This window comes from Pseudomonas monachiensis (assembly GCF_047345015.1).
In the GTDB taxonomy this organism is placed as follows: domain Bacteria; phylum Pseudomonadota; class Gammaproteobacteria; order Pseudomonadales; family Pseudomonadaceae; genus Aquipseudomonas; species Aquipseudomonas monachiensis.
On record NZ_CP178857.1, the window covers coordinates 3,681,143 to 3,703,137 of the forward strand.

Sequence of the window (21,995 nt, forward strand, 5' to 3'; positions counted from 1 at the left end):
TCACTTAATGTTCTGAAACCAGCAGCGCATCTATGACTTGCCGTTTTCCTTGTTGTAAGCGGATCTGGCCATCCATAGCGCTATCGCCACCACGCCCAATTGATAAAACACAATCTCGTACTGATGGTGATTGACTGCTGTGTAGATGCCAATAGCGTGGATCCCCCCGCCCCAAACTAAAAACCCTGTCATTTCGTTCAGCGTCATTTTCCCCTCCCGTTTAAAGCTCGTGAAAGCGAGCCGAATAACTCATAGCCCTTATCAACGAATCACGCCAGCCGGCGAGGATCCTGTATGGAAATTACCTATGGCTCGGTCTGTTCGGGCATTGAGGCTGCGACTATGGCCTGGCACCCGCTTGGCATGCGCGCCACCTGGTTCGCCGAAATCGAAGCCTTCCCCAGCGCCGTGCTGGCCCACCACTACCCGAACACGCCGAACCTCGGCGATATGACCAAACTCGGCGCCCAGGTGCTGACCGGCAAGATCGCCGCGCCGGACATCCTTGTCGGTGGCACCCCGTGCCAGGCCTTCAGTGTCGCCGGCATGCGCGAAGGCCTTGCCGATCCGCGCGGCGCCCTCACCATCAAATATGTGGAGCTTGCAGATGCAACTGACTATGTTCGCGCCAGCCGCCGACAGCCTCCCTGCGTCATCGTCTGGGAAAACGTCCCAGGCGTCCTCAGTGACAAAGGGAACGCCTTCGGATGCTTTCTTGGCGCGCTTGCTGGGGAAGACTGTGAACTGCAGCCTTCAGGGAAAAGATGGCCGGACGCTGGTTGTGTGTATGGACCCAAAAGAACAATCGCGTGGCGGGTCCTGGACGCCCAATATTTCGGCCTGGCCCAACGACGCCGCCGTGTGTTCGTTGTCGCGAGTGCTAGAGACGGATTCGATCCCACCGAGGTACTTTTTGAGCGAGAAAGCACTCGCAGGGATAGCCCGCCGGGACGGGAAGCGAAGTCGGCACTTCATCCTACTCTCACGGCACAAGGGGGAGGCTCTCTCGATGACCGAGAGGCATATGTACTGGAGCTCTCCGGGATTCGCAGAACGACTCCAAAAGAATGGGAATGCTGCCAAGGTTTTCCTGACAACTACACGATGATTCCTTGGCGCGGTAAGCCCGCCAGCGAATGCCCAGATGGACCGCGCTACAAGGCGATCGGTAACAGCAAGGCCGTGCAGGTGGTGCGCTGGCTAGGCTTGCGAATCCTACAGCAGCTCGATTGCAAGCCTAACACTTCGGTGGAGCATATCTAGAAAAGCGCGCCTGCTCAGTCGTGAAGCCCTGTCGGCAACTTACTTGGAGAGCGCCGCACTCTCCTTGAGCAAACGATGAACTACTCTGTGACAACTTGCACAGAGACATTGCAAATCCTCAAGACGGGTCTGATGACCAAGCGCCATTTCAGCTATCTGTACATCATGGTGATGCACCTCGATGCAGGCTTCGCCATGATCACCACCGTAAGTTTCAACCGGATCCATACGGCAACGCTCGCAAAAAAGTCGTCGGTGCACACGTAGAAACTCTGCTTTTTTTGCGCGAGACAGTCCTGGGGCACGCTCGCGCCGCAAATGAAAGATCAGCCTAGGCTGCCCCTCTGCCCACTGACGATCTTCTGCAGGTAGAGGGATCCCGGGCTGCTCATCCGCTTCACCCTTCCGAACAATTCGAAAGCCCGCCGCCTCCAGCACGTTAAAGCATGGACTGTTAACTCCAGCAGTGAAATGCCTCGGCTGCACTGCAAAACCAAATGTTTTCGAGGCGGCAAGTCCGTAGACAGCTTTCGGAGGCAGCCTGATCTGCTCATCAGTGATCAGGTCATAATCGGTAGACGGCCCGAAGCCTGGTACTTGCTTACCGCTGAGCAATTCCTGAACAGCCTGCCAGACATACTCGGCAGTAACTGTTCTGAGCTCCTCCGCAGGGATTCGGTCGAGGCTCCGAAGATCCTTTACCACCGGGGCACCTCCCAAGGTATCAACCAAGGTAGATTTGGCGGTGCCAGAGAAAACCTGTAAACAAATCCGGCGGGTAGAGTTGCCTCCACCTTCTTGGGATTTTTCGGCTCGTCCGACAGATTTCATTCGCGAAGAAATCAGCCTCAACGCAGCATTTGGCGAGGCGGCTCGATCAGCTTCATCGAAGATGGTTCTCTGCTCAACCGTTAGTCCTTGGACACGGCTGCTGTCAACCCAAACGCGAAGTAGAGGGATTGAAGCTGCAGAAAGACGTAACAAGAGAGCTTCGAGGCCTTGGGCATATTCGGTATTGATGGCGCTTTTGCCTTTAGTACCGCCTCGGCTGTGGAAGATAATCGTATCCCCGTCTACCTCGTAGTGGGCATCTATTGCGGTACCGTCGTTAGCAGCGACTCGGAAAACCTGACCCATCGTATTAACTCCACTCCAGCTAAGCCCAATCTAGAAGTTCTAGCAGATCTTGCGACCCGACAATCACCGGCCAACGATGCACATGGCAAGCAACGCCGTGCCCCCTCTGGCCGGTCACGAATTATCGAAGCGCTCAAAGCAGCGGACTGACTAGTCCTCACCTATTGGACTGAACCAAACAAAAAAGGCACCCGCTAAGCAGGTGCCTCTCACCGGATTAAGCAGGGGTAGGGCCCCGCTCCGGCACTTCAGTAATACCCCACTTCAACGTATCACGCCAGCCGGCGAAACACAGCTTCAGCGAGATCACCGATAGCTTATCCGCTTAATCCTTACAACACAGGCGACTTTTTATTCATGACACTTGCTATAGATTCTTTCATTGCTGGCAGCGTGATTTTATTAAAAACTACGCCATTAGTGCTTGGATCGAGATCATAAAAAAAAGATTCTAGATGTTTTTTGCCACCGTCATCCAAATAATCGATAAGGCACATCCCCATCCTACTGCTCTCTCCGACCTCATAATTAACATCTATTACAATTTCGCTACTGGAACTTATAGAAGAAATGGCGCCAACCCCCATATCTCCAAGAGGCGGGTCAAACCGGTAATGAACCGCATGCGCTATTGGCCCAGAATTAACAATACGAATTTTGGCCTTCGTAACACCAGACACATCAGTATCAGTCTCTAAAACTAACAATCTCAAATCTGCTTTATAAAGTCGATCACGCTCTTCAATTTGCAACAGACTAATCTTACGCTGCTCATCAATTTGAGCCAATGCAGCCTGCGCCATGATTGTTTGTTGCTCTACAGAATTTTTTAGTTCTGCTGCCTGTAATTGCAACGCATCAGAGCTCAGCTTTAGCTCTCGACCCTGCTGCAAATAACCTAAGATTAGCCATAAAAATGCAACTGGCCCAAACACACCAGCAGCAAGATCCCCAATTTCATTCAACTTCAGGGTTATCAAATCATCAAATCTTGCACCCATAATGGTAATAGCACCACCTATGTAGAGTGCTGTGAGATGCGCAGCCCACCACTCTAAACTGCGGTTGCTCCACCATTTTACCTGATCAACCCAGTACGTCCGTAAGCGATTCAACGAATTCTTCCTTGCAGAATTTGAGGTGTCACTTTAGCAAAAAATCAATTACAAACCAGTACACACAGTAACTCCTCCCCCTTCAAAGTCAGCCGCTATAGCGGCAAGGACGAAGTCATGCCTGAAGAAAAGATAACGTTCGTAAATGGCGAGCCGGCGAAGTGCGGCTGCCAGATGGAGTTCAGCTCCGGCGGTGGTGAGTACTCCGACGTGCTTTACGTGATGCCTTGCCCGAACCACAGCCCGAAGTCCTTTGGCCCCGTCGAAGTGAAGCGCGACAAAGACGGTTGGTGGTGGCACCCGGGCATCCCTGAACTCGATGGCGGCGAAGATCCGGCGCCGTACAGGGCCTGGGTAGCAGAACAAGGGTTAGAGGTGAAAGGCTGGCACTCGGGAGACGAAACTTACGACCTTCCTGAAGAGGATGCAGCGTGCACCGCCTGGAATCCCGAGTCACCAGGGCCCGAGTGGTTCCTGATGGGGATCTTTGATACAGAGGACGGCCCGTATGTGCAGTGGGCGCGCCGGGAGGTGACACCATGACCCAGCAACGTGAACCGATGCGGCGATCAGCAACAGACGAAGACCGAATGAACCTGCCGGAAGGCAAGACCTGCGGCAACTGCGTGCATGCCCGGCGCTGCACCATGATGTTCGGTCACATCCCGGAAGACGAGGTTTGCGACTGGGCACCGTCCCGATTCCGCGAGGCAGCTCAGCAGGCGGCGCCATGATCTTCGCCCCGCTCTACATGCTCTGGCTCATCTACAAGGGGCCGCGGCGATGAAAGCGCGCATCGAGAAGAAGCTCAGCAAGCGTCTTGTTCAACTGCATCCCACACTCTATCGGCGCGCCTGGGTAGATGACGATCGTTCGGAACTTGCCTACGAGCAGAGAACCAGCGTGAGTCACTGCCTGAGTGTCGGCGGCGGAATCGACTATTGGGGAGAAGGCCAGGATGCATACACCGTATGGGCTGATTGGAAGAGCAGTTGGCCCTGGCATGGACCGTTCGATTCGTTCCCAGAAGGCCATGAATTTGAATGTTACCCGGACACCGGCGGCTTCAGGTCTACCACAAAGAACCTGCTGAAGCTGGCCGCCGAGTGCGAGCTGACCTCCAAAGCAACAGCCTGACAACCCCCTCACCACCTTCTGCCGCCGCGAGCGGCATGGAGCACACACATGGTCAGATACAAGACCGTAGAGCAGTTCTCTCGGGAGTCGGGCTATACACCCGATGCCGTCAGAACCAAAATCCGCGACGGCAAATGGCCAAAGCATCTTGTTTGGCGGAAAGCGCCTGACGGCAGAATTTTAATAGACGTAGAAGGATATTACTCATGGGTCGAGATGGGGGAGGCGTCCGCGCCGCATCTGCAAGTAGTATCGAAATCACTTTCCAATACCAGGGCGTCAGGTGCCGCGAGCGCATCGCGCTCAAGCCCACCGCCGCTAACCTGAAAAAAGCTGAACAGCACAAGGCCGCTATCGAGTATTCGATTGCGAACGGTACTTTCGATTATGCAGCCACGTTCCCAAAGTCGAAGCGCGCCCTCACCTTCAGGCGCACCGATGCCAGCCAGACTATTGGGGATTACCTGACGGAATGGCTGGAGAGGAAAACACCGACACTCAAATCAAGCACGGTCGCATTCTATGCGACAACCATCCGCGCAATCCTCAAGCCGATGTTCGGCGACCTGCCTCTGAATGAGCTGTCGAAAAAGATCATCAGAGAAAAGATGTCGACCTACCAGGTAGTCAACAAGACCCTGATGAATGTTCAAAGCTGCTTTCGCTCTGCGCTTAACGATGCAGTTGAGGATGAAATCTTGGAGAGCAATCCGCTCTCTGGGTGGGCCTACAAGAATCGTGAACAGCTCAAGGAGGAAGATGACGTCGACCCATTCACTCGCGAAGAGCAATTAGCAATATTGGCAGCAGCCAGGGGCGACACGTGGCCGCAACTGCAGTTCTCTTTCTGGACAGGTCTACGACCAAGTGAACTGATCGCCTTGGAATGGGGGGATATCGATTGGATCGCGGGGGAGATAAGGGTCGTCAGGGCCAAGACGCGGGCTGCAAAAGAGCCAGAGTCGACCAAGACGTTAGCAGGAAGGCGCACCGTGAAATTGCTGGCTCCGGCGCGAGAAGCGCTGCTCAAGCAGAAGGAATTGACCTTCCTGGCAGGCGGCAGGGTGTTTCTCAATACAATCACTGGCGAGCCGTGGAAGCATGCCGGATACATTTACCGTGTCATCTGGATGCCGGCGATGAAGAAGTCTGGCGTCAGGTGGCGACGACCCTACCAGAGTCGCCACACCTATGCCTCCATGATGCTATCCGCTGGCGAGAATCCAATGTGGGTAGCCAAGCAACTTGGCCACAAAGACTGGACCATGATCGCCAAGGTTTATGGTCGCTGGATGCCCTCCGCTGATGTGGGAGCCGGAGGGCGAGCCGAGGCACTTTTTGCCGGTAATGCCAGCGTTATGACAACATCTCCTCTAGACGACGCGGTTTAAGTCGAAACGGTCCAGGTTCATCACTTTGGTCCACGCAGCGACGAAGTCCTTGACGAACCTCTGTTGCGCATCGGCGGTGGCATAGAACTCGGCCAACGCACGCAACTGCGCATTGGAACCAAAGACCAGGTCAACCCGGGTCCCCGTCCACTTCACTGCACCGGTCTTGCGATCACGCCCTTCAAACTCCTGCTGGGCATCCGACACGGGCTTCCACTCCACCCCCATATCGAGCAGGTTGGTGAAGAAGTCATTGGTCAAGGCTTCCGGCCGTGAGGTGAAGACACCGTGCTTGCTCTGGCCGACATTGGCGTTCAATACCCGTAGCCCACCCAGCAATACCGTCATTTCCGGGGCGCTGAGCGTCAGCAGTTGTGCCTTGTCGATCAGCAGTTTTTCGGCCGGCACACGGTACTGTTGCTTCAGGTAATTACGGAAACCGTCGGCGATCGGTTCAAGGAAACCGAAGGAGTCGACATCGGTCTGTTCCTGGCTGGCGTCCATGCGTCCCGGCGTGAAAGGCACCGTCACACTGTGGCCGGCATTTTTCGCGGCCTGTTCCACGCCCACGCCACCGGCGAGCACGATCAGGTCGGCCAGGGAGATTTTCTTGCCGCCACTGTTGAACTCGTTCTGGATGCTTTCGAGTTTTGCCAGCACGCGGGCCAGTTGCTCTGGCTGGTTGGCCTCCCAGGACTTCTGCGGCTCCAGGCGCAAGCGCCCGCCGTTGGCACCGCCGCGTTTGTCGGAACCACGGAAAGAGGAAGCCGCCGCCCAGGCCGTGGATACCAGCTGCGAAACTGTCAGCCCCGAGGCCGCAATCTTGCCCTTGAGCACGGCGACATCGCTGTCATTGACCAGCGGATGATCGACAGCAGGGATCGGGTCTTGCCACAGCAACTCTTCGTTCGGCATTTCCGGGCCGAGGTAGCGCGAGAGCGGGCCCATGTCACGGTGAATGAGCTTGTACCAGGCGCGAGCGAAGGCATCGGCCAGTTGCTCGGGATTGGCCAGGAAACGCCGGGCAATCGGCTCGTAGATCGGGTCGAAACGCAGGGCCAGGTCCGAGGTCAGCATGGTCGGGTCACGGCGTTTGGACGGATCAAAGGCATCCGGAATGGTCCCGGCACCGGCGCCGTTCTTCGGTTTCCACTGATGGGCACCGGCCGGGCTCTTGGTCAGCTCCCAGTCGAAACCGAACAGGTTCTCCAGGTAGTTGTTGCTCCACTTGGTCGGCGTGGTGGTCCAGGTCACTTCCAGGCCGCTGGTGATGGTGTCGGCCCCTTTGCCGGTGCCGAATGTGCTCTTCCAGCCCAGGCCTTGCAGATCCAGGCCAGCGGCTTCAGGTTCTGGCCCGACGTTGTCGGCAGGCCCGGCGCCATGGGTCTTGCCGAAGGCGTGGCCACCGGCGATCAGGGCCACGGTTTCCTCATCGTTCATCGCCATGCGGCCGAAGGTTTCGCGGATGTCCTTGGCCGAAGCGACCGGGTCCGGCTGCCCTTCCGGGCCTTCCGGGTTGACGTAGATCAGGCCCATCTGCACCGCGGCGAGGGGGTTTTCCAGATTGCGGCCCTCGTCGGTCCGGCTGTCCTCGTTTCGCCCCGGCTCGGCCACGAGCGGGACGTCGCCAGGTTTCTGTGCCGGTTTGTCCTCTTTGCCGTAGCGCGTGTCACCGCCCAGCCACTTGCTTTCAGAACCCCAGTAGACGTCTTCGTCCGGTTCCCAGACATCCGGGCGGCCGCCGGAAAAACCAAAGGTCTTGAAGCCCATGGATTCCAGTGCGACGTTGCCGGTGAGGACGATCAGGTCGGCCCAGGAGATTTTGTTGCCGTACTTTTGCTTGATCGGCCAGAGCAGCCGGCGGGCCTTGTCGAGGCTGACGTTGTCCGGCCAGCTGTTGAGCGGTGCAAAGCGTTGCTGGCCGGAACCGGCGCCACCCCGGCCATCGCCGGTGCGATAGGTGCCTGCGGCGTGCCAGGACATGCGGATAAAGAGAGGGCCATAGTGACCGAAGTCCGCCGGCCACCAGTCCTGGGAATCGGTCATCAGAGCAGTCAGGTCTTTTTTCAGCGCCTGGAAGTCCAGGCTCTTGAAGGCTTCGGCGTAGTTGAAGTCGCCTCTCAGCGGGTCAGACTTGGGCGAGTGTTGACTCAGGATCTTCAGGTTCAGTTGGTTCGGCCACCAGTCGCGGTTCGTAGTGCCACCGCCAGCGGCGTGATTGAACGGGCATTTCGATTCAGTTGACATGGCATCTCCTCTTGATTTTGTTTTCAGCTAACCATCCTTAAGCGTGGATCCGGATCACCGATTGAAGAAATAGCTTTTCGGTATGGGATCCATAGCCTTGAGGCTATGACGGCCCAGTGATCAGTTGCTCCAGACCATCCATTAAAGTACCGGACGGGGAAACTGTCGCTTCATCTGGGGGAGATAGCTGATAAACAGCTCAAATCAGTCAGGAGGTTTGCAAAGCTTCCATGACCCGGGACAAAAGTGGTGGCGACGATTCGAATCGCCACGGCCCCCGAAATGTCCAGGCCGTTACTGCACCCAATAAAAAACCGGCCTGTTTCAGCCGGTTTTTTGTCTCACTCAACAGCACTTCGGTCCGGCTTTACTGCCGTAACGGGCTTCCTGGCGTTCCCGAAAGAACGCCTCGTAGTCCATCAGCGGTTTGTCCGGGTGCTTGGTCTGCATGTGCTCGACGTAGTTGTCGTAGTCGGGCATGCCGACCATCAGGCGCGCGGCCTGACCGAGGTATTTACCGAGGCGACTCAGGTCATTGAACATGATCAGGCATCCGGCAGCGCTTGATATGGCGCTTCCTTGTCCGTGCGTTCCTTGGTGCCCCAGGCAGCGATGCCGACCTTGAGTGCGAAGAACAGGATGCTGAACACCACGAACAGGAACAGCGCAGTCAGGGTCGCGTTGGTGTAGGCGTTGAAGATCACGTGCTGCATCTGGTCGATGCTCTTGGCCGGGGCCAGCACCTGACCATTGGCCAGGGCATCACTGTACTTCTTCGCCAGGGCCAGGAAGCCGATCGCCGGGTTGGCGTCGAACAGCTTGATGAAGCCTGCGGTGGTGGTGCAGATCAGCAGCCACACGGCCGGCAGCAAGGTCACCCACACATAACGCTGGCGCTTCATCTTGATCAGCACCACGGTGCCGAGCATCAGCGCGATACCGGCCAGCATCTGGTTGGAGATGCCGAACAGCGGCCACAAGGTGTTGATGCCGCCCAGTGGATCGATCACGCCCTGGTACAGCAGATAACCCCACATGGCCACGCAACCGGCGGTGGCAACCAGGTTGGCGGTCCAGGATTCGGTGCGCTTGAGCGCCGGCACGAAGGAGCCGAGCAAGTCCTGCAGCATGAAGCGACCGGCGCGGGTACCGGCATCCACGGCAGTCAGGATGAACAGCGCTTCGAACAGGATCGCGAAGTGGTACCAGAACGCCATGGTGTTCTCGCCCGGCAGAACACTGTGCAGGATCTGCGCGATACCGACCGCCAGGGTCGGCGCACCACCGGCACGGGCCAGGATGGTGGTTTCACCGATGTCATGGGCTACGGCTTGCAAGGCTTCCGGGGTAATGGCGAAGCCCCAGCTGCTGACGGTTTGCGCAACGGCCACCACATCACCGCCGACCACGGCCGCCGGACTGTTCATGGCGAAGTACACGCCCGGATCGATCACTGAAGCGGCAACCATGGCCATGATCGCCACGAAGGATTCCATCAGCATGCCGCCGTAACCGATGTAGCGGGCATGCCCCTCGCTGGCGAGCAGCTTGGGCGTGGTGCCGGAAGCAATCAGCGAGTGGAAACCGGAAACCGCGCCACAGGCGATGGTGATGAACAGGAACGGGAACAGACCGCCCTTCCAAACCGGACCGGTGCCGTCGACGAACTGGGTCAGGGCCGGCATTCTCAGCTCGGGCATGGTCACCAGGATGCCGATCGCCAGGGCGACGATGGTGCCGATCTTCAGGAAGGTCGACAGATAGTCTCGCGGTGCCAGGATCAGCCAAACAGGCAATACCGCCGCGACAAAACCGTAGCCGATCAGCATCCAGGTGATCTGGATACCGGTAAAGCTGAAGGCCTTGGCCCACACCGGATCGGCGGCAACCTGCCCGCCCAGCCAGATCGAACCCAGCAGCAACAGCACGCCGATTACCGAGATTTCGCCAATGCGACCCGGGCGGATGTAGCGCATGTAGATGCCCATGAACATCGCGATCGGAATGGTCGCCATCACCGTGAAAATCCCCCACGGACTCTCGGCCAGGGCCTTGACCACGATCAGCGCCAGCACCGCGAGGATGATGATCATGATCAGGAAGCAGCCGAACAGCGCGATGGTGCCGGGGATGCGGCCCATTTCTTCACGGACCATGTCGCCCAGGGAACGGCCGTTGCGGCGGGTAGACATGAACAGGACCATGAAGTCCTGAACGGCACCGGCCAGCACCACGCCGGCAATCAGCCACAGCGTGCCGGGCAGGTAGCCCATCTGCGCCGCCAACACCGGGCCGACCAAAGGCCCCGCGCCGGCAATGGCCGCGAAGTGGTGACCGAAAAGTACGTGCTTGTTGGTCGGAACATAGTCCAGACCATCGTTATTGAGCACAGCCGGCGTGGCCCGATTGGGGTCGAGCTGCATCACTTTATTGGCGATGAACAGGCTGTAATAGCGGTAGGCAACAAGGTAGATGGCGACGGCTGCGACTACGATCCACAGGGCGTTGATCGCTTCGCCGCGGCGCAGGGCCACGACACTCAGCGCAATCGCTCCCAGGACAGCCACGGCAAACCAGGCGAGGTGTTTAGCCAGACGGGGCATAGCGTGTCTCCTGCCGACAGCCAGTGACTGCGGCGGTAATTTTTATAATTGTGTCCGCGATGCGGAGCTGGCCCAATATCCGCGCATGCCGTCCACAAATAAATCCGCGTTACTACGTACGTGGTCTCTACGTAGTTCTACGTAGATGACACCGATCTCCTGTGGGTTGACCACCGGATCCGGGGCCATCCCCGATCAAATGTGGGAGCGAGCTTGCTCCGGGCGGCGTTCCGACGATAGCGGACTTTCAGCCACATCACTTCCGAATGTGCCTCCCTCATCGCGAGCAAGCTCGCTCCCACAGGTTTTGCACACTCCCAACCGGTCATTCCGTCCAGCAACGCTACAAGCCCAGCGCCTCTTTGGCATATGATCCCGAGCCTTCGCGCGGGCAGGAGTCAACATGCAGCTCAAACACAAGATCGTCGCCCTCGGGATTTTGCCGCTGGTGCTGGCCATTGCCGTCATCTGCGCGCTGGTGATTTCCCTCAACCGCCAACTGGGCGATCAACAGGCGCAACTGATCGAAGACAGCATTCTGGCGAGCAAGCGCGCGGAGCTGAAAAACTACGTGGAAATGGCCCAGAGCCTGATCGCGCCCCTGTACGACGACGGCCACGGCAATGCCCAAGCCCAGCAACAAGTGCTGGAAGAACTGCGCAAGCTCAGCTTCGGCATCAACGGCTACTTCTTCGTCTACGACCACGAAGGCCGCAGCCTGATGCACGCGCGGCAGTCGGAACTGGTGGGCCAATACCTGTGGGACATGAAAGACCCCCACGGCCTGCCGGTGATTCAGGCGCTGCTGCAAAGCGCGCAATCGGGCGAAGGCTTCCAGCGCTACGCCTGGAACAAGCCCTCCTCCGGCCAGGTGACCGACAAGCTCGCCTACGTAGTGATGCTCGATCGCTGGGGCTGGATGCTCGGCACCGGCATCTACCTCGAAGACGTCGAACGCGCCACCCAACAAGCCCGTGCCGAAGTGGCCATGGGCATCCGCAAGACCATGATGGCGATTGCCGTGGTCGCCCTCGTCGCGGTGCTGTTCGTGTTCGCCACGGGCATGACCCTCAACGTCAGCGAACATCGGCTGGCGGACAAAAAACTGCAGCGCCTGACCCAGCGCATCGTCAGCCTGCAGGAAGAAGAACGATCCCGGGTGTCCCGCGAGTTGCACGACGGCATCAGCCAGGTGCTGGTCTCGATCAAGTTCCAGTTCGAACTGGCCAGCCATCTGCTGGAACGCGGACAAGCCGACGACAAGGGTTTGAACGCGCTCAGAGACGCCACCGAGCGCCTGGGCGATGCCATCGGTGAAGTGCGCAGCCTCTCCCACGACCTGCGCTCCTCCTTGCTCGACACCCTCGGCCTGCCGGCGGCCATCGGCCAACTGGCCGCCGAATTCGAGCAGCGCAGCGGGTTGACCGTGACCTATGACGAAAATGAATTCGACTGCCTGCTGGTCGACGGCGCGGCGGTTTCGCTGTTCCGCATCGTCCAGGAAGGCCTGACCAATATCGAACGCCACGCGCAGGCGAAAAACGTGTCCATTACACTGCGCGGCTGCGACGAGTCCGTGCGGCTGACGGTGGTCGATGACGGTATCGGTTTCAACGTCGCCCAGGTCGAACGTCGTCAGGCCGGCATTGGCTTGCGTAACATCCGCGAACGCGTCGAACATTTTGGCGGGCGCTTCGATCTGATTTCGATGCCGGGCAGAAGCGAGCTGGACGTGCGGCTGCCAATGAAACCTGCGGTAAAACGCTGAGCCCGCGCAAAACTACAAGAGTGAATATTGCGATGAACCTGCCCTCCCCGATCCGCGTCGCCCTGGTCGACGATCACTCCCTGGTCCGCGACGGCATCAAGGCGCTGCTGGCCGTGATGTCGCCCCTGGAAATGGTCGGCGAAGCGGAAAACGGCGCCGAGGCCATCGAAATGGTCGGACGCTGCCAGCCCGACCTGCTGCTGGTCGACATCAGCCTGCCAGACATGAACGGCCTGGAACTGACCCGCGTGCTGCGCAGCCAGTACCCGTCGCTCAAGGTGCTGGTGCTGAGCATGTACGACAATTACGAATACGTGAGCGAGTCGGTGCGCTCCGGCGCCAGCGGCTACGTGCTGAAGAACGCCCCCTCACGGGAAATCATCGCCGCCATCGAAGCCATCAGCAGCGGCGGAACCTTCTACAGCGCCGAAATCGCCCAGCGACTGATCGCCGACCGCAACACCGACAACGAACTGACTCCGAGGGAAAGCCAGGTGCTGTCGAAGATGGCGCAAGGCTTGAACAACAAGGAAATGGCCCGGGAACTGGACATCAGCGTGCGCACGGTGGAAACCCATCGCCTGAGCATCCGGCGCAAACTCAACATCGACAAGCCGGCAGCGCTGGTCAAGTACGCCCTCGATCATGGGCTCATCTCCCGCTGACACCCGCACCCACAATGGTCATCAAATCATCCATTGACTGCATCGATAGTCACCATTGATTCAATGAAGTTCTCTTAAAAAATCCACGGCGTAACATCTGCTCCATACCAACCCATAAGTACCCCGGAGCACACGATCATGAAACGCCAGACCCTCCTCAGCATCGCTTTCTCGGTTTTCGCAGTTAACGCTTTTGCCGCTACCTCTGCTCAACCTGTGGTCGCTGAAGGCGGCTCGGATCGTCTGATTGAAAGCCGTGTGGCCGAGGGTGGTTCCGACCGCCTGATCGAAAACCGCGTCGCTGCGGATGGCTCCGACAAGCTGATGCAGAACCGCGTCGCTGAAGGTGGCTCCGACAAACTGCTGCAGAACCGCGTCGCATAAACAAACCGCGTCACCACAACACCCAACAAAAACCCGGCCTGATCAGCCGGGTTTTTTCATGGTTTTTTTAAACCGGCAGATCATCCGTTATCTACCAATGATTCAGGCTTTCAAAGCTTGGCAATGGAGACCTCCGTGGACTTGACGAAGGCAATCACCTCGCTGCCCACCTTCAACTCCAGGCTGCGCACCGAACGCGTGGTAATCACGGAAGTGACGATCCCGGAGGCGGTTTGCACGTCGATTTCGGAGACCACTTCGCCTTCGAATATTTCCTTGATGACGCCCTTGAACTGGTTACGGACGTTGATCGCTTTGATGGTCATGATAAGGCTTCCTGTCTGGCGTCGAGACCATCCGCATGGATGGGCATGACCTCAAGATGCACCGCATCAGCCAACACCAAAAGGAATATATAATTACATATTTATATCTTTTGAGAATATAAAAGACGCTTCATACAACCTGAAAATCCTTCACCAATAAGAACCAAAAAGAATTAACAAATAAAAATTCAGTATTTATCGTTATAAAAATAGAAGCGTACTCTCCAGTCATCCCGTCATTCATCACCACAGTGAAGTGCCCCATGAATCCGACTGACAACCTCATCGATTTCGCCAGCTACCGCAAACGCAAACAAGCTCAGCAACGGGCACGGGCCATGTGGGAGATGTACGCACGCAACGCCGGACTACAGGCATTGCAGTGGGTTCAGGCGTCTCGGTCTACCGAGACACGTCAGGCGTGAACGCGTACGAACCCTCGCGCTTTCTGATAAGCGCGGACGAGCCTGTGCTGGATCTGAACAATCCGGAAGAGGACCCGATCTGCGAACGGGTCGGACAAAACCTGCTGCGTCTGCGCAGCAAGCGCCATCTGTCCCTTGATGCCCTGGCCCGACAGTGCGGCGTGAGCCGCGCCATGCTGGCGCAAATCGAATCGGGGCGCAGTGTGCCGTCCATCAAGGTGCTGTGCAAAATAGCCAAAGGCTTGAAGGTATCGGTGGCGGCGTTTCTGGAACATCGGGCCTTCGAAGGTGTGGCCCTATTGTCGGCGAGCCAGAGCAAACGCCTGGTCAGCGCCAACGGCGCTTTTGTCAGCCGCGCCCTGTTCCCCTTTGACGTGGCGCGCCAATCGGAATTCTACGAGCTGCGCCTGAGCGCGTTGGGGGAGGACCAGTCGCAGGGCCATGGCCCTGGTGTCCAGGAAAACCTGGTGGTGGCGCAGGGTGTCCTGGAAATCAGCGTCAACGATGAACGTTACCTGCTATCCACGGGGGACTCGATCCTGTTTTACGCCGACCAGCCCCACCGCTATCGCAACCCCGCCGACAGTGAGGCCGTGGCCTATCTTGTGGTGACCTACCCCGAACGCCTGGACTGATACCGCCTTCTTGTAGGAGCGAGCCTGCTCGCGATGGGCTCAAGGCTGACGCGTTTTTTCAGAAAACCCGCGTCATCGTTGACGTCCATCGCGAGCAGGCTCGCTCCTACAGGTACAGGTACAGTGCAGGGATCAGCAGGTGCAGCACATCAGCGGCATGCCGTTGCAGCTCATCATCATCGGCATGCTGCAGTCGTTCATCATTTTCATCATCAGGGCACAGCAGTTTTTCATCATGTCCATGTTCATGCCGGCCATCGGCATGATTTTGCACATCATGCAGTCCGCCATGAGCGTGCATTCCATCACGCACTTCATCGACGGCATCGGCATGCCCATCACCGGCATCGACATCATCATGTTCATCATCGGCATGGCCATGCTCGCCGGGGACATGCACATCATGCTCATGTTGCCGCAGTGCATCATCATCGGCATGCCGCAGTTCATCATCAACTGCATCATTTCAGCGCTGTTCCTGAACATGGCCATGTCCATGCCAGCGGCCGGCATCATCTTGCACATCATGCCGTCGTCCATCATGTCGCAGGACATGGTCGCCATCATCATCGGCATGCCCATCATCGACATCATTGGCATGTTGGCGTTCATCGGCATTTGCATCTGCATGGCATTCATCATGGTGTTGTTCCCTAAAGGACTGGATAGTTGGACGAAGCTGATGGAGGCGGATTCTAGGGAATCGGCCGAGCGCGACAAGCTGGCGATCAAACAGCCAAACTCGATGTCGCGACAGGCTTAACGAGGCAGGCAGGAGGATTATTTCTGCTGTGACGAACGATCCGATTCGATCACGGACAAGGTAAAAAACATGACGCGGATTATTCGGTTATGGATATGCAGATTGCATCTATTCAAATACCGTAAAGAAATAAACGTTCTAACCGGTGTAGCAATCTTTCCCAGCTGGTTGAGTTGAAGTTCGTCGGAACGCCGCCCGGAGCAAGCTCGATCCCGCAAAGAACACCGAATCATCCATTGACTGCGTCGATAGTCACCATTGATTCAATGAAGTTCTCTTAAAAAATCCACGGCGTAACATCTGCTCCATACCAACCCATAAGTACCCCGGAGCACATGATCATGAAACGCCAGACCCTCCTCAGCATCGCTTTCTCGGTTTTCGCAGTTAACGCTTTTGCCGCTACCTCTGCTCAACCTGTGGTCGCTGAAGGCGGCTCGGATCGTCTGATTGAAAGCCGTGTGGCAGAGGGTGGTTCCGACTGCCTGATCGAGAATCGTGTGGCCGAAGGTGGCTCTGACAAACTGCTGCAGAACCGCGTCGCTGAAGGTGGCTCTGACAAGCTCCTGCAAAACCGCGTCGCTGAAGGTGGTTCCGACAAGCTCCTGCAAAACCGCGTTGCTGAAGGTGGTTCCGACAAGCTCCTGCAAAACCGCGTCGCTGAAGGTGGCTCGGATCGTCTGATCCAGAATCGCACTGCCTGAATAAGCTGCTCTACTACCGCCCCACAAAAAACCGGCCTGATCAGCCGGTTTTTTTGTAATGGTCAGCCTGGCGGAGGACTGAGATCTTCAGGCCAGAGTAGGGGCAGTCTCACCCCTGCTTGCCCGCTGAGCATCCAGCAGCACATCCAGAGTGGTGAGAAACAGGTCATGACTCATGATCCCGGTGCACAGCGTTGACAGCATCTGATTCCCGGCTGCGTCTTTTAGAGTGACCTTTTCACTCCAGGCATTTAAATCAATTGAAGCAAGGGTCGACACCGGGACTTTACGTCCTTCAACTTCCAGAAACTCGCGTGTCACAATAATCGGTTGTGTAACGACATTCAGGAAGTCCCCCGAGACTCGCTTGCGCCAGACCTGCCCGCTCGGCACATACTTGAAAGTCACTGCGCCGTCAGACTCAAGCTTGTTCGTCACAACCGGCAGACACTCGCGAACATGCAACTCACGCACCAGTTGCTGGAATTCCTGAAAGCCTTTCAACGTCTCGATGACGCGATGAAATGGCTCACTTTCATTACGCCGATACGCCAGGTTGGTGATCAGGCCAGTGAATACGGTTTGCCCTGAACTGAACAGGTAAAGGTCTTCCGCCTGATCCACCCGCGCCAACGGCGCATAACTCCCCGGCTCATACAGGTACAGGCTGCTTTGCCCCGGACGCTCCTCACGCAGCATCCGCAGGCCTTGCCACAGAAAGTGCTTCTGCTCGGTTTTACCCTTGACCTCTGAAACCTTGGCAACCCGCCGCCCCAGGCTGTCGTACCGATAAGAACCGGTACTTTCCAGCTTGCCGTTGACCGGCGTCTCGGCCTTGACCAAGCGATTCTCACAGTCATAAACAAACGTCTGCAGCGTGCCCATGCCGCTGCGTTTTTCAATCAGGTTGCCCCACGCATCGTAGGCATATTCCTGGTCCCGCCAGCGTTTGAGGCGGTTATCTTTGACGTGATCGAACTGGCTGGTGTTGAAGTTCAGCCGGTTCGCCGCGGCGTCGCGGCTGTGCAACTGGCCGTTGGCTTCGTATTCGTACTTGATCTCGCCGCGCAGTTTGTCGAGGGTGCGGGTCAGTTCGCCGGCCGGGTCGTATTGGTGACGGCGATGGATCGGGTTGTAGGCGTGCTCGACCAGCAGGTCGGGCTGGATACCGGGGTTGTGCAGGCGCGAGAGTTTTTCCGCCGGCAGGCGCGAGGCGAACTGCCAGCTCTTGCGGCCCATGGCGTCGTAGCCGAAGCAGCTGGTGAGCGTGCCCTGGGTGCGCAGGACTTCGCGGTGCAGGTCGTCGCGCTCGATGTCGCTGATCAGTTGGCCGTCGAGGTTGAGTTGGTGTAGGTGGCCGCTGCCGTAATACAGGTGATTGAGGTGTTGGCCGGTGGGCAACGTCAGGGTGGTGAGGTTGCTCAGTGGGTCGTATTCGTAGGACAAGGCGCCTTGCGCCGTGGTCTCCTGGATCAGCCTCCCGAGCAGGTCGTAGGAGAACTCCAGCGTTTCTTCGCTGACACCAATTTGCTTGCCCTGCGCGGTCGGCAGGCGCTGGATCGACAGCAGGCGATCAGCGTCGTCATACACGTAATCCTGACGGGCATCGGCATTGAGTTTGGCCAGCAACCGGCCAATGCTATCGCGTTCGAATTCGGTGCGGCGTTGTGGCCGTTCACCGCGTTCGCCGTAGCCGGTTTCATCGACCTGGGTCAGATGCCCGCCGGGGTTGTAGCTGAAGCGTCGGGTCAGGTTGTCGATGCGTTTTTCTTCGATCAACCGGTCGCACGCATCGTAGGCGAACTGGTACGCCGCGTTGTTTTCGTTGATCAGCGTGGTCAGGCGAATCGCCGGGTCGTATTCGTAGCGGATGCGCTGGCCCTTGGCGTCCTGGCGGCTGCTCGGCAAGCCACGGGCGGTGCGTAGCAGGCGCGTGGTCTGACCTTTGCCGTCGGTATGGCTGAGCACCTGGCCGAGGGCGTTGTAGGTGAACGACTCGGCGCTGCCGTCCGGGTGGTTGATACGCAGCACTTCGCCGTCGGGTTTGCGTTCCAGCGTGGTGGTCTGGCCCAGCGCGTCGGTGACGGCGACCAGATGCTGGCTCTCGTCGAAGCGGTAGGTGGTGTTTTTACCCGAGCAATCCTGGAAGCGCTCGACCTGGGCCAGGGTGTTCCACCACAGGTATTTGGACTTGTGGGTTGCATCGATGATGGTGTGCGGCAGGCCGTCGTCGCCGTTGAGGTATTCGGCAGTGTGACCGAGGGCGTCGACTTCGGCGATGAGGTTTCTTTTGGGGTGCGCCAGGCCCTGTAGTCGGGGTAATTCATCTGGATGTCGCAGGCCATAGTATTTTTTCAGGCGAATTTAAGCTTTGAATTTAGATTCTTTTATCAATACATCACTTCGTGATTGTGTATCTTCCAGAAATATAGAAATCCACGTATCCATCACCTCAAAAACATCTATACCCAATTCCGGCTCCATGGGTTGCTCATGCCACCAGATAACACCTTTATCATCCGCATGATTATTTATATCGACAGCTAAATAATCCCCGCCCCCATTAGAAAAAATTGTGACCCAGTTTGCTGCGAAGCTCGTTTCTTCTTCATCAATTAAATCTGCCACACATGAAAAGTCTTCGATCTTTTGAGGCCCCATTGATTGCGCGGGAAAAAAAGTGAAGCCATTGTGTACATGCAAATAGAAATCCGACAACCTACCCGCAATCAGATTGATCTTATCTGACTTCAATGGACAGCTACTTAGTGGCAACCCGCCGACATAGTAATAAAGACCACTAGCATCATGGAAGACATATAACAATTCAACTTTCTCGCCACCCAAGACAAACGTGCCGACCAAGCATGTATCTAGCAAGGACAACACCCAAGGCATTTTACCAGCAAAAGAATTCCATGCTGTGGGAAACTTAGGTTTCTCAGAAAAAACAGCACCAAACTCTTTCCACTCCGCAGGAATAATTACATTCACGGGCAATTCATTCGGCGAAAAATACACATCACGACCGACAAAAGAAGTTTTAACTTGCTCTACCACGCATTCCAATGTAATCACTTTCGACTCCTTCTAAGGCAAAAGGCTATAAATTTTTTCCTGCAGTTCAACTTCGAGCTTCGCCGCACGCTCCATCATACTACGTCTAAAGGCAGGATCAACATCCACATTTCCTTTTTTGTAGCGCGTCCATTGTTCGTATGTCTTAGCCCCCCTTGAAGTATTTGCAGTTTCGCTCAAGGGCGAAAAATTCGGCTTATGATTTAATACTTCCAGCTGATTACCAAAGGAAAGTTTGTTAAAACCATCCATTTCCGTAATTTGCTTCATGGGAACGATGTGGTCCGCATGTAAAAGGAAAAAGGGGGCAGATTTATTTATGTCCCGTCCTGAATAAGGTTTACACCTTCTGATCTATTTTCAGGAGGGCGTAATGGAATCAGCAAAAAGGCGTAGTCAGCGAGACTACACGCTGACTTTTAAATTGTCGGTCGTCGACCAGGTCGAAAAAGGCGAGCTGAGTTATAAAGAGGCTCAGGAGCGCTACGGGATTCAAGGCAAAACGACCGTTCTGACGTGGTTACGCAAGCACGGTCGGCAGGATTGGAGCCCGGGCACATACATTGGCTCGCCGAGGATGGGGTCTATGCCCGACAAAAACCGACCATTGACGCCAGAGCAACGCATCAAAGAACTTGAAGAGCAGTTGGCTCTGTCCAATCAGAAAGCGCAGTTTTTCGAAGCTGTCGTGGATGTCTTGAAAAATGACTACGGCCTCTCTGTCATAAAAAAGCGTCCCGGCAAGTCCTCGCGCAAAAGCGAGTCCAAAACCTGAGTATCAGCAGGGCTTGCCAGTTCATGGGGATAAGCCGCCAAGCTTACTACAAACGTAATCGCGCCGATGCTGCTCGTCTCGTTCTGGATCAGAAAGTTGCCGATTACGTTCAGCAAAAGCGCCAGCGGCAGCCACGTCTGGGCACCCGAAAGCTGCATTACTTGCTGCAGTGCCAGCCTCAACTTGAGCTGCAAGTGGGTCGAGATCGACTGTTTTCGATTCTGCGTGAAAGGCGTTTATTGGTGGCCCGCAGGCGGGCTTACCACAAGACGACCGACAGCCATCATCGCTTTCGGCGCCATCCGAACCTGCTCAAGCCCGGTCCTGATCAGGTTGTTGCAAGCGGCCCGGAACAAGTCTGGGTGGCTGACATCACCTATTTGCCCACTCAGGAAGGCGTGGCCTATCTGAGCCTTGTGACGGATGCTTTTCGCGAAAGATCGTGGGCTATCACGTCCATGAAAGCCTGCACGCCGAGTCGGTAGCGCATGCGTTGCGCCGGGCGGTGAAACACCGTCGAACGCAGCAGTCGCTGGTCCATCACTCGGATAGAGGCAGCCAGTATTGCTCGGGAATGTACCAGGAACTGCACGCGAAACACGGCATCCGGTGTTCGATGACGGACGGCTATGACTGCTACCAAAACGCCTTGGCAGAGCGGGTCAACGGGATATTAAAGACAGAGCTTATGCTCCAGCGACCGCAGGATTTGACGCAGGCGAAGAAGATGGTGAGTGAGTCGGTATCGATCTATAACGGCGAGCGACCGCACCTGTCTTTGAAATACAAACGCCCGATGCGGTGCATCGGGCGTTGGGGTGAAACAGGTGTAAACCTATTTCAGGACTAGACATTACTTCAAAATAAATCTCCCCCCTTTTCCGTCGTCCCTTTTCCAGTCCCCTTTTCCCCTGTCCCCTTTTCCGTTCCTTTTCCGCTCTATCCACCAAAATCAAATAACGACTATTTTGTTTTTAAAGAAACCAACAGGCCAATGACCGGAATAATATAATCTGATTATTGTCAACCATCGATCACCAAGCCCGTAATAACTTTCGGACACATATTGCCTAAAGGCAAAACACACCCCATTTCTTGCAGCAAGGCTAAAATCATGCGGCGCACAAATGAATTTGCTCTTGTCAAGATTTTTAGTAGCGGCCATTACTGCCTTATTCGCTTTAATCCTCATGGCGACCAAGTCCGATGGTGGCTTAGGTATCTCATAAAACGGATCAGGTTGAGTTGGGGATGTGGGCAACCATTCAACACCATCATAACACCCATAAAACTCAGACTCAGATGGTTCCACGAAAACCTTTCGAACGCTTTCTATATATATATAATTATCATCTTTAGGCCCACGACCTCCCATGTTAGAAAAAAACTCAAACCCTTCTATCTTTCTACACTCCTCATCAATATCAATCATATTACAATCTCAAATCAGTTATTGTACCAAGTGGCAGAGCTTTTCTTCCTTGTTGAATCGTGCTCCTTAGAACCCCACCTGCGGCATGCGGAACTGGAATCCCAGGCAAAGAGTGATTAGGCAACGTGCCATGTGTCGGCATCAGAT

The 21,995-nt window shown here is 56.2% G+C and carries 21 protein-coding genes and 4 pseudogenes; 13 read left to right on the forward strand and 12 right to left on the reverse strand.

The features are described from left to right. Positions 1–30 precede the first annotated feature (30 nt). On the reverse strand, positions 31–207 hold the full coding sequence (locus ACMDB8_RS16505) for a hypothetical protein (RefSeq protein ID WP_409078627.1): 177 nt from the start codon (positions 205–207) through the stop codon (positions 31–33). A gap of 87 nt (positions 208–294) precedes the next feature. On the opposite strand from ACMDB8_RS16505, the gene ACMDB8_RS16510 reads away from it, so the two are divergent. Continuing rightward, on the forward strand, positions 295–1,263 hold the full coding sequence (locus ACMDB8_RS16510; protein ID WP_409078626.1) for a DNA cytosine methyltransferase: 969 nt from the start codon (positions 295–297) through the stop codon (positions 1,261–1,263). A gap of 39 nt (positions 1,264–1,302) precedes the next feature. Here ACMDB8_RS16510 and ACMDB8_RS16515 read toward each other — a convergent pair whose 3' ends face one another. Further along, entirely contained in the window at positions 1,303–2,400 is a 1,098-nt protein-coding gene (locus ACMDB8_RS16515; protein ID WP_409078625.1) for an HNH endonuclease, read from the reverse strand. Positions 2,401–2,452: 52 nt separating this feature from the next. On the opposite strand from ACMDB8_RS16515, the pseudogene ACMDB8_RS16520 reads away from it, so the two are divergent. Continuing rightward, positions 2,453–2,550: pseudogene (locus ACMDB8_RS16520) on the forward strand (DNA cytosine methyltransferase); the annotation flags it as partial. Between the two features lie 182 nt (positions 2,551–2,732). Here ACMDB8_RS16520 and ACMDB8_RS16525 read toward each other — a convergent pair. Continuing rightward, on the reverse strand, positions 2,733–3,515 hold the full coding sequence (locus tag ACMDB8_RS16525) for a hypothetical protein (RefSeq protein WP_409078624.1): 783 nt from the start codon (positions 3,513–3,515) through the stop codon (positions 2,733–2,735). 117 nt (positions 3,516–3,632) lie between these two features. On the opposite strand from ACMDB8_RS16525, the gene ACMDB8_RS16530 reads away from it, so the two are divergent. The 4 genes from ACMDB8_RS16530 to ACMDB8_RS16545 all read left to right on the forward strand — a co-directional run bounded on the left by ACMDB8_RS16530 (position 3,633) and on the right by ACMDB8_RS16545 (position 6,043). Further along, a complete protein-coding gene (locus ACMDB8_RS16530) occupies positions 3,633–4,058 on the forward strand; it encodes a hypothetical protein (RefSeq protein WP_409078623.1) in 426 nt (141 codons plus the stop codon). Then, entirely contained in the window at positions 4,055–4,249 is a 195-nt protein-coding gene (locus ACMDB8_RS16535) for a hypothetical protein (protein WP_409078622.1), read from the forward strand. The genes ACMDB8_RS16530 and ACMDB8_RS16535 overlap by 4 nt, the downstream gene beginning before the upstream one ends. Positions 4,250–4,298: 49 nt before the next feature. Next, positions 4,299–4,652, forward strand: a complete 354-nt coding sequence (locus tag ACMDB8_RS16540) for a hypothetical protein (protein WP_409078621.1) — start codon at positions 4,299–4,301, stop codon at positions 4,650–4,652. 206 nt (positions 4,653–4,858) lie between these two features. Further along, complete coding sequence (locus tag ACMDB8_RS16545; RefSeq protein WP_409078620.1) at positions 4,859–6,043, forward strand: Arm DNA-binding domain-containing protein; 1,185 nt, start codon at positions 4,859–4,861, stop codon at positions 6,041–6,043. Here ACMDB8_RS16545 and katG read toward each other — a convergent pair. From katG to ACMDB8_RS16560, 3 genes are all read right to left on the reverse strand, one after another. Beyond that, complete coding sequence (gene katG, locus ACMDB8_RS16550) at positions 6,026–8,290, reverse strand: catalase/peroxidase HPI (RefSeq protein WP_409078619.1); 2,265 nt, start codon at positions 8,288–8,290, stop codon at positions 6,026–6,028. The genes ACMDB8_RS16545 and katG overlap by 18 nt on opposite strands. Positions 8,291–8,635: 345 nt before the next feature. Next, positions 8,636–8,833 carry a YbdD/YjiX family protein gene (locus ACMDB8_RS16555; protein WP_034150399.1) on the reverse strand — a complete coding sequence of 66 codons (198 nt, stop codon included), beginning with the start codon at positions 8,831–8,833 and terminating at the stop codon, positions 8,636–8,638. A 2-nt stretch (positions 8,834–8,835) separates the two neighbouring features. Further along, entirely contained in the window at positions 8,836–10,893 is a 2,058-nt protein-coding gene (locus ACMDB8_RS16560) for a carbon starvation CstA family protein (protein WP_409078618.1), read from the reverse strand. 403 nt (positions 10,894–11,296) lie between these two features. On the opposite strand from ACMDB8_RS16560, the gene ACMDB8_RS16565 reads away from it, so the two are divergent. From ACMDB8_RS16565 to ACMDB8_RS16575, 3 genes and pseudogenes are all read left to right on the forward strand, one after another. Continuing rightward, complete coding sequence (locus ACMDB8_RS16565) at positions 11,297–12,661, forward strand: cache domain-containing protein (protein ID WP_409078617.1); 1,365 nt, start codon at positions 11,297–11,299, stop codon at positions 12,659–12,661. A gap of 32 nt (positions 12,662–12,693) precedes the next feature. After that, entirely contained in the window at positions 12,694–13,326 is a 633-nt protein-coding gene (locus ACMDB8_RS16570; RefSeq protein ID WP_046042521.1) for a response regulator, read from the forward strand. 138 nt (positions 13,327–13,464) lie between these two features. After that, positions 13,465–13,707 (forward strand): annotated as a pseudogene (locus ACMDB8_RS16575) (hypothetical protein); the annotation flags it as partial. A 113-nt stretch (positions 13,708–13,820) separates the two neighbouring features. Here the strand turns inward: ACMDB8_RS16575 and ACMDB8_RS16580 are convergent. Next, positions 13,821–14,036 carry a TOBE domain-containing protein gene (locus ACMDB8_RS16580; RefSeq protein ID WP_056724180.1) on the reverse strand — a complete coding sequence of 72 codons (216 nt, stop codon included), beginning with the start codon at positions 14,034–14,036 and terminating at the stop codon, positions 13,821–13,823. Positions 14,037–14,299: 263 nt separating this feature from the next. Between ACMDB8_RS16580 and ACMDB8_RS16585 the strand changes: the two genes are divergently transcribed. Both ACMDB8_RS16585 and ACMDB8_RS16590 read left to right on the forward strand, forming a co-directional pair. Next, a complete protein-coding gene (locus ACMDB8_RS16585) occupies positions 14,300–14,461 on the forward strand; it encodes a hypothetical protein (RefSeq protein ID WP_177336468.1) in 162 nt (53 codons plus the stop codon). A 53-nt stretch (positions 14,462–14,514) separates the two neighbouring features. Then, positions 14,515–15,096 carry a helix-turn-helix domain-containing protein gene (locus ACMDB8_RS16590; protein ID WP_409078793.1) on the forward strand — a complete coding sequence of 194 codons (582 nt, stop codon included), beginning with the start codon at positions 14,515–14,517 and terminating at the stop codon, positions 15,094–15,096. Between the two features lie 132 nt (positions 15,097–15,228). Here ACMDB8_RS16590 and ACMDB8_RS16595 read toward each other — a convergent pair whose 3' ends face one another. After that, entirely contained in the window at positions 15,229–15,738 is a 510-nt protein-coding gene (locus ACMDB8_RS16595) for a hypothetical protein (protein ID WP_082562944.1), read from the reverse strand. A 462-nt stretch (positions 15,739–16,200) separates the two neighbouring features. Here ACMDB8_RS16595 and ACMDB8_RS16600 point away from each other — a divergent pair, with 462 nt between their 5' ends. After that, the gene (locus ACMDB8_RS16600; protein ID WP_409078616.1) at positions 16,201–16,563 is read left to right on the forward strand and encodes a hypothetical protein; all 363 of its coding nucleotides are present in this window, start codon (positions 16,201–16,203) and stop codon (positions 16,561–16,563) included. A gap of 582 nt (positions 16,564–17,145) precedes the next feature. On the opposite strand, the pseudogene ACMDB8_RS16605 reads toward ACMDB8_RS16600, so the two are convergent. From ACMDB8_RS16605 to ACMDB8_RS16615, 3 genes and pseudogenes are all read right to left on the reverse strand, one after another. After that, positions 17,146–18,855: pseudogene (locus ACMDB8_RS16605) on the reverse strand (type IV secretion protein Rhs); the annotation flags it as partial. Between the two features lie 72 nt (positions 18,856–18,927). Next, positions 18,928–19,641 carry an SMI1/KNR4 family protein gene (locus ACMDB8_RS16610; protein WP_056724005.1) on the reverse strand — a complete coding sequence of 238 codons (714 nt, stop codon included), beginning with the start codon at positions 19,639–19,641 and terminating at the stop codon, positions 18,928–18,930. Positions 19,642–19,653: 12 nt separating this feature from the next. Then, positions 19,654–19,911, reverse strand: a complete 258-nt coding sequence (locus ACMDB8_RS16615) for a hypothetical protein (RefSeq protein WP_223542544.1) — start codon at positions 19,909–19,911, stop codon at positions 19,654–19,656. A 103-nt stretch (positions 19,912–20,014) separates the two neighbouring features. Between ACMDB8_RS16615 and ACMDB8_RS16620 the strand changes: the two are divergent. Further along, positions 20,015–21,238, forward strand: a pseudogene (locus tag ACMDB8_RS16620) (IS3 family transposase). 130 nt (positions 21,239–21,368) lie between these two features. On the opposite strand, the gene ACMDB8_RS16625 reads toward ACMDB8_RS16620, so the two are convergent. Next, complete coding sequence (locus ACMDB8_RS16625) at positions 21,369–21,848, reverse strand: hypothetical protein (protein WP_223542545.1); 480 nt, start codon at positions 21,846–21,848, stop codon at positions 21,369–21,371. Positions 21,849–21,995 lie beyond the last annotated feature (147 nt).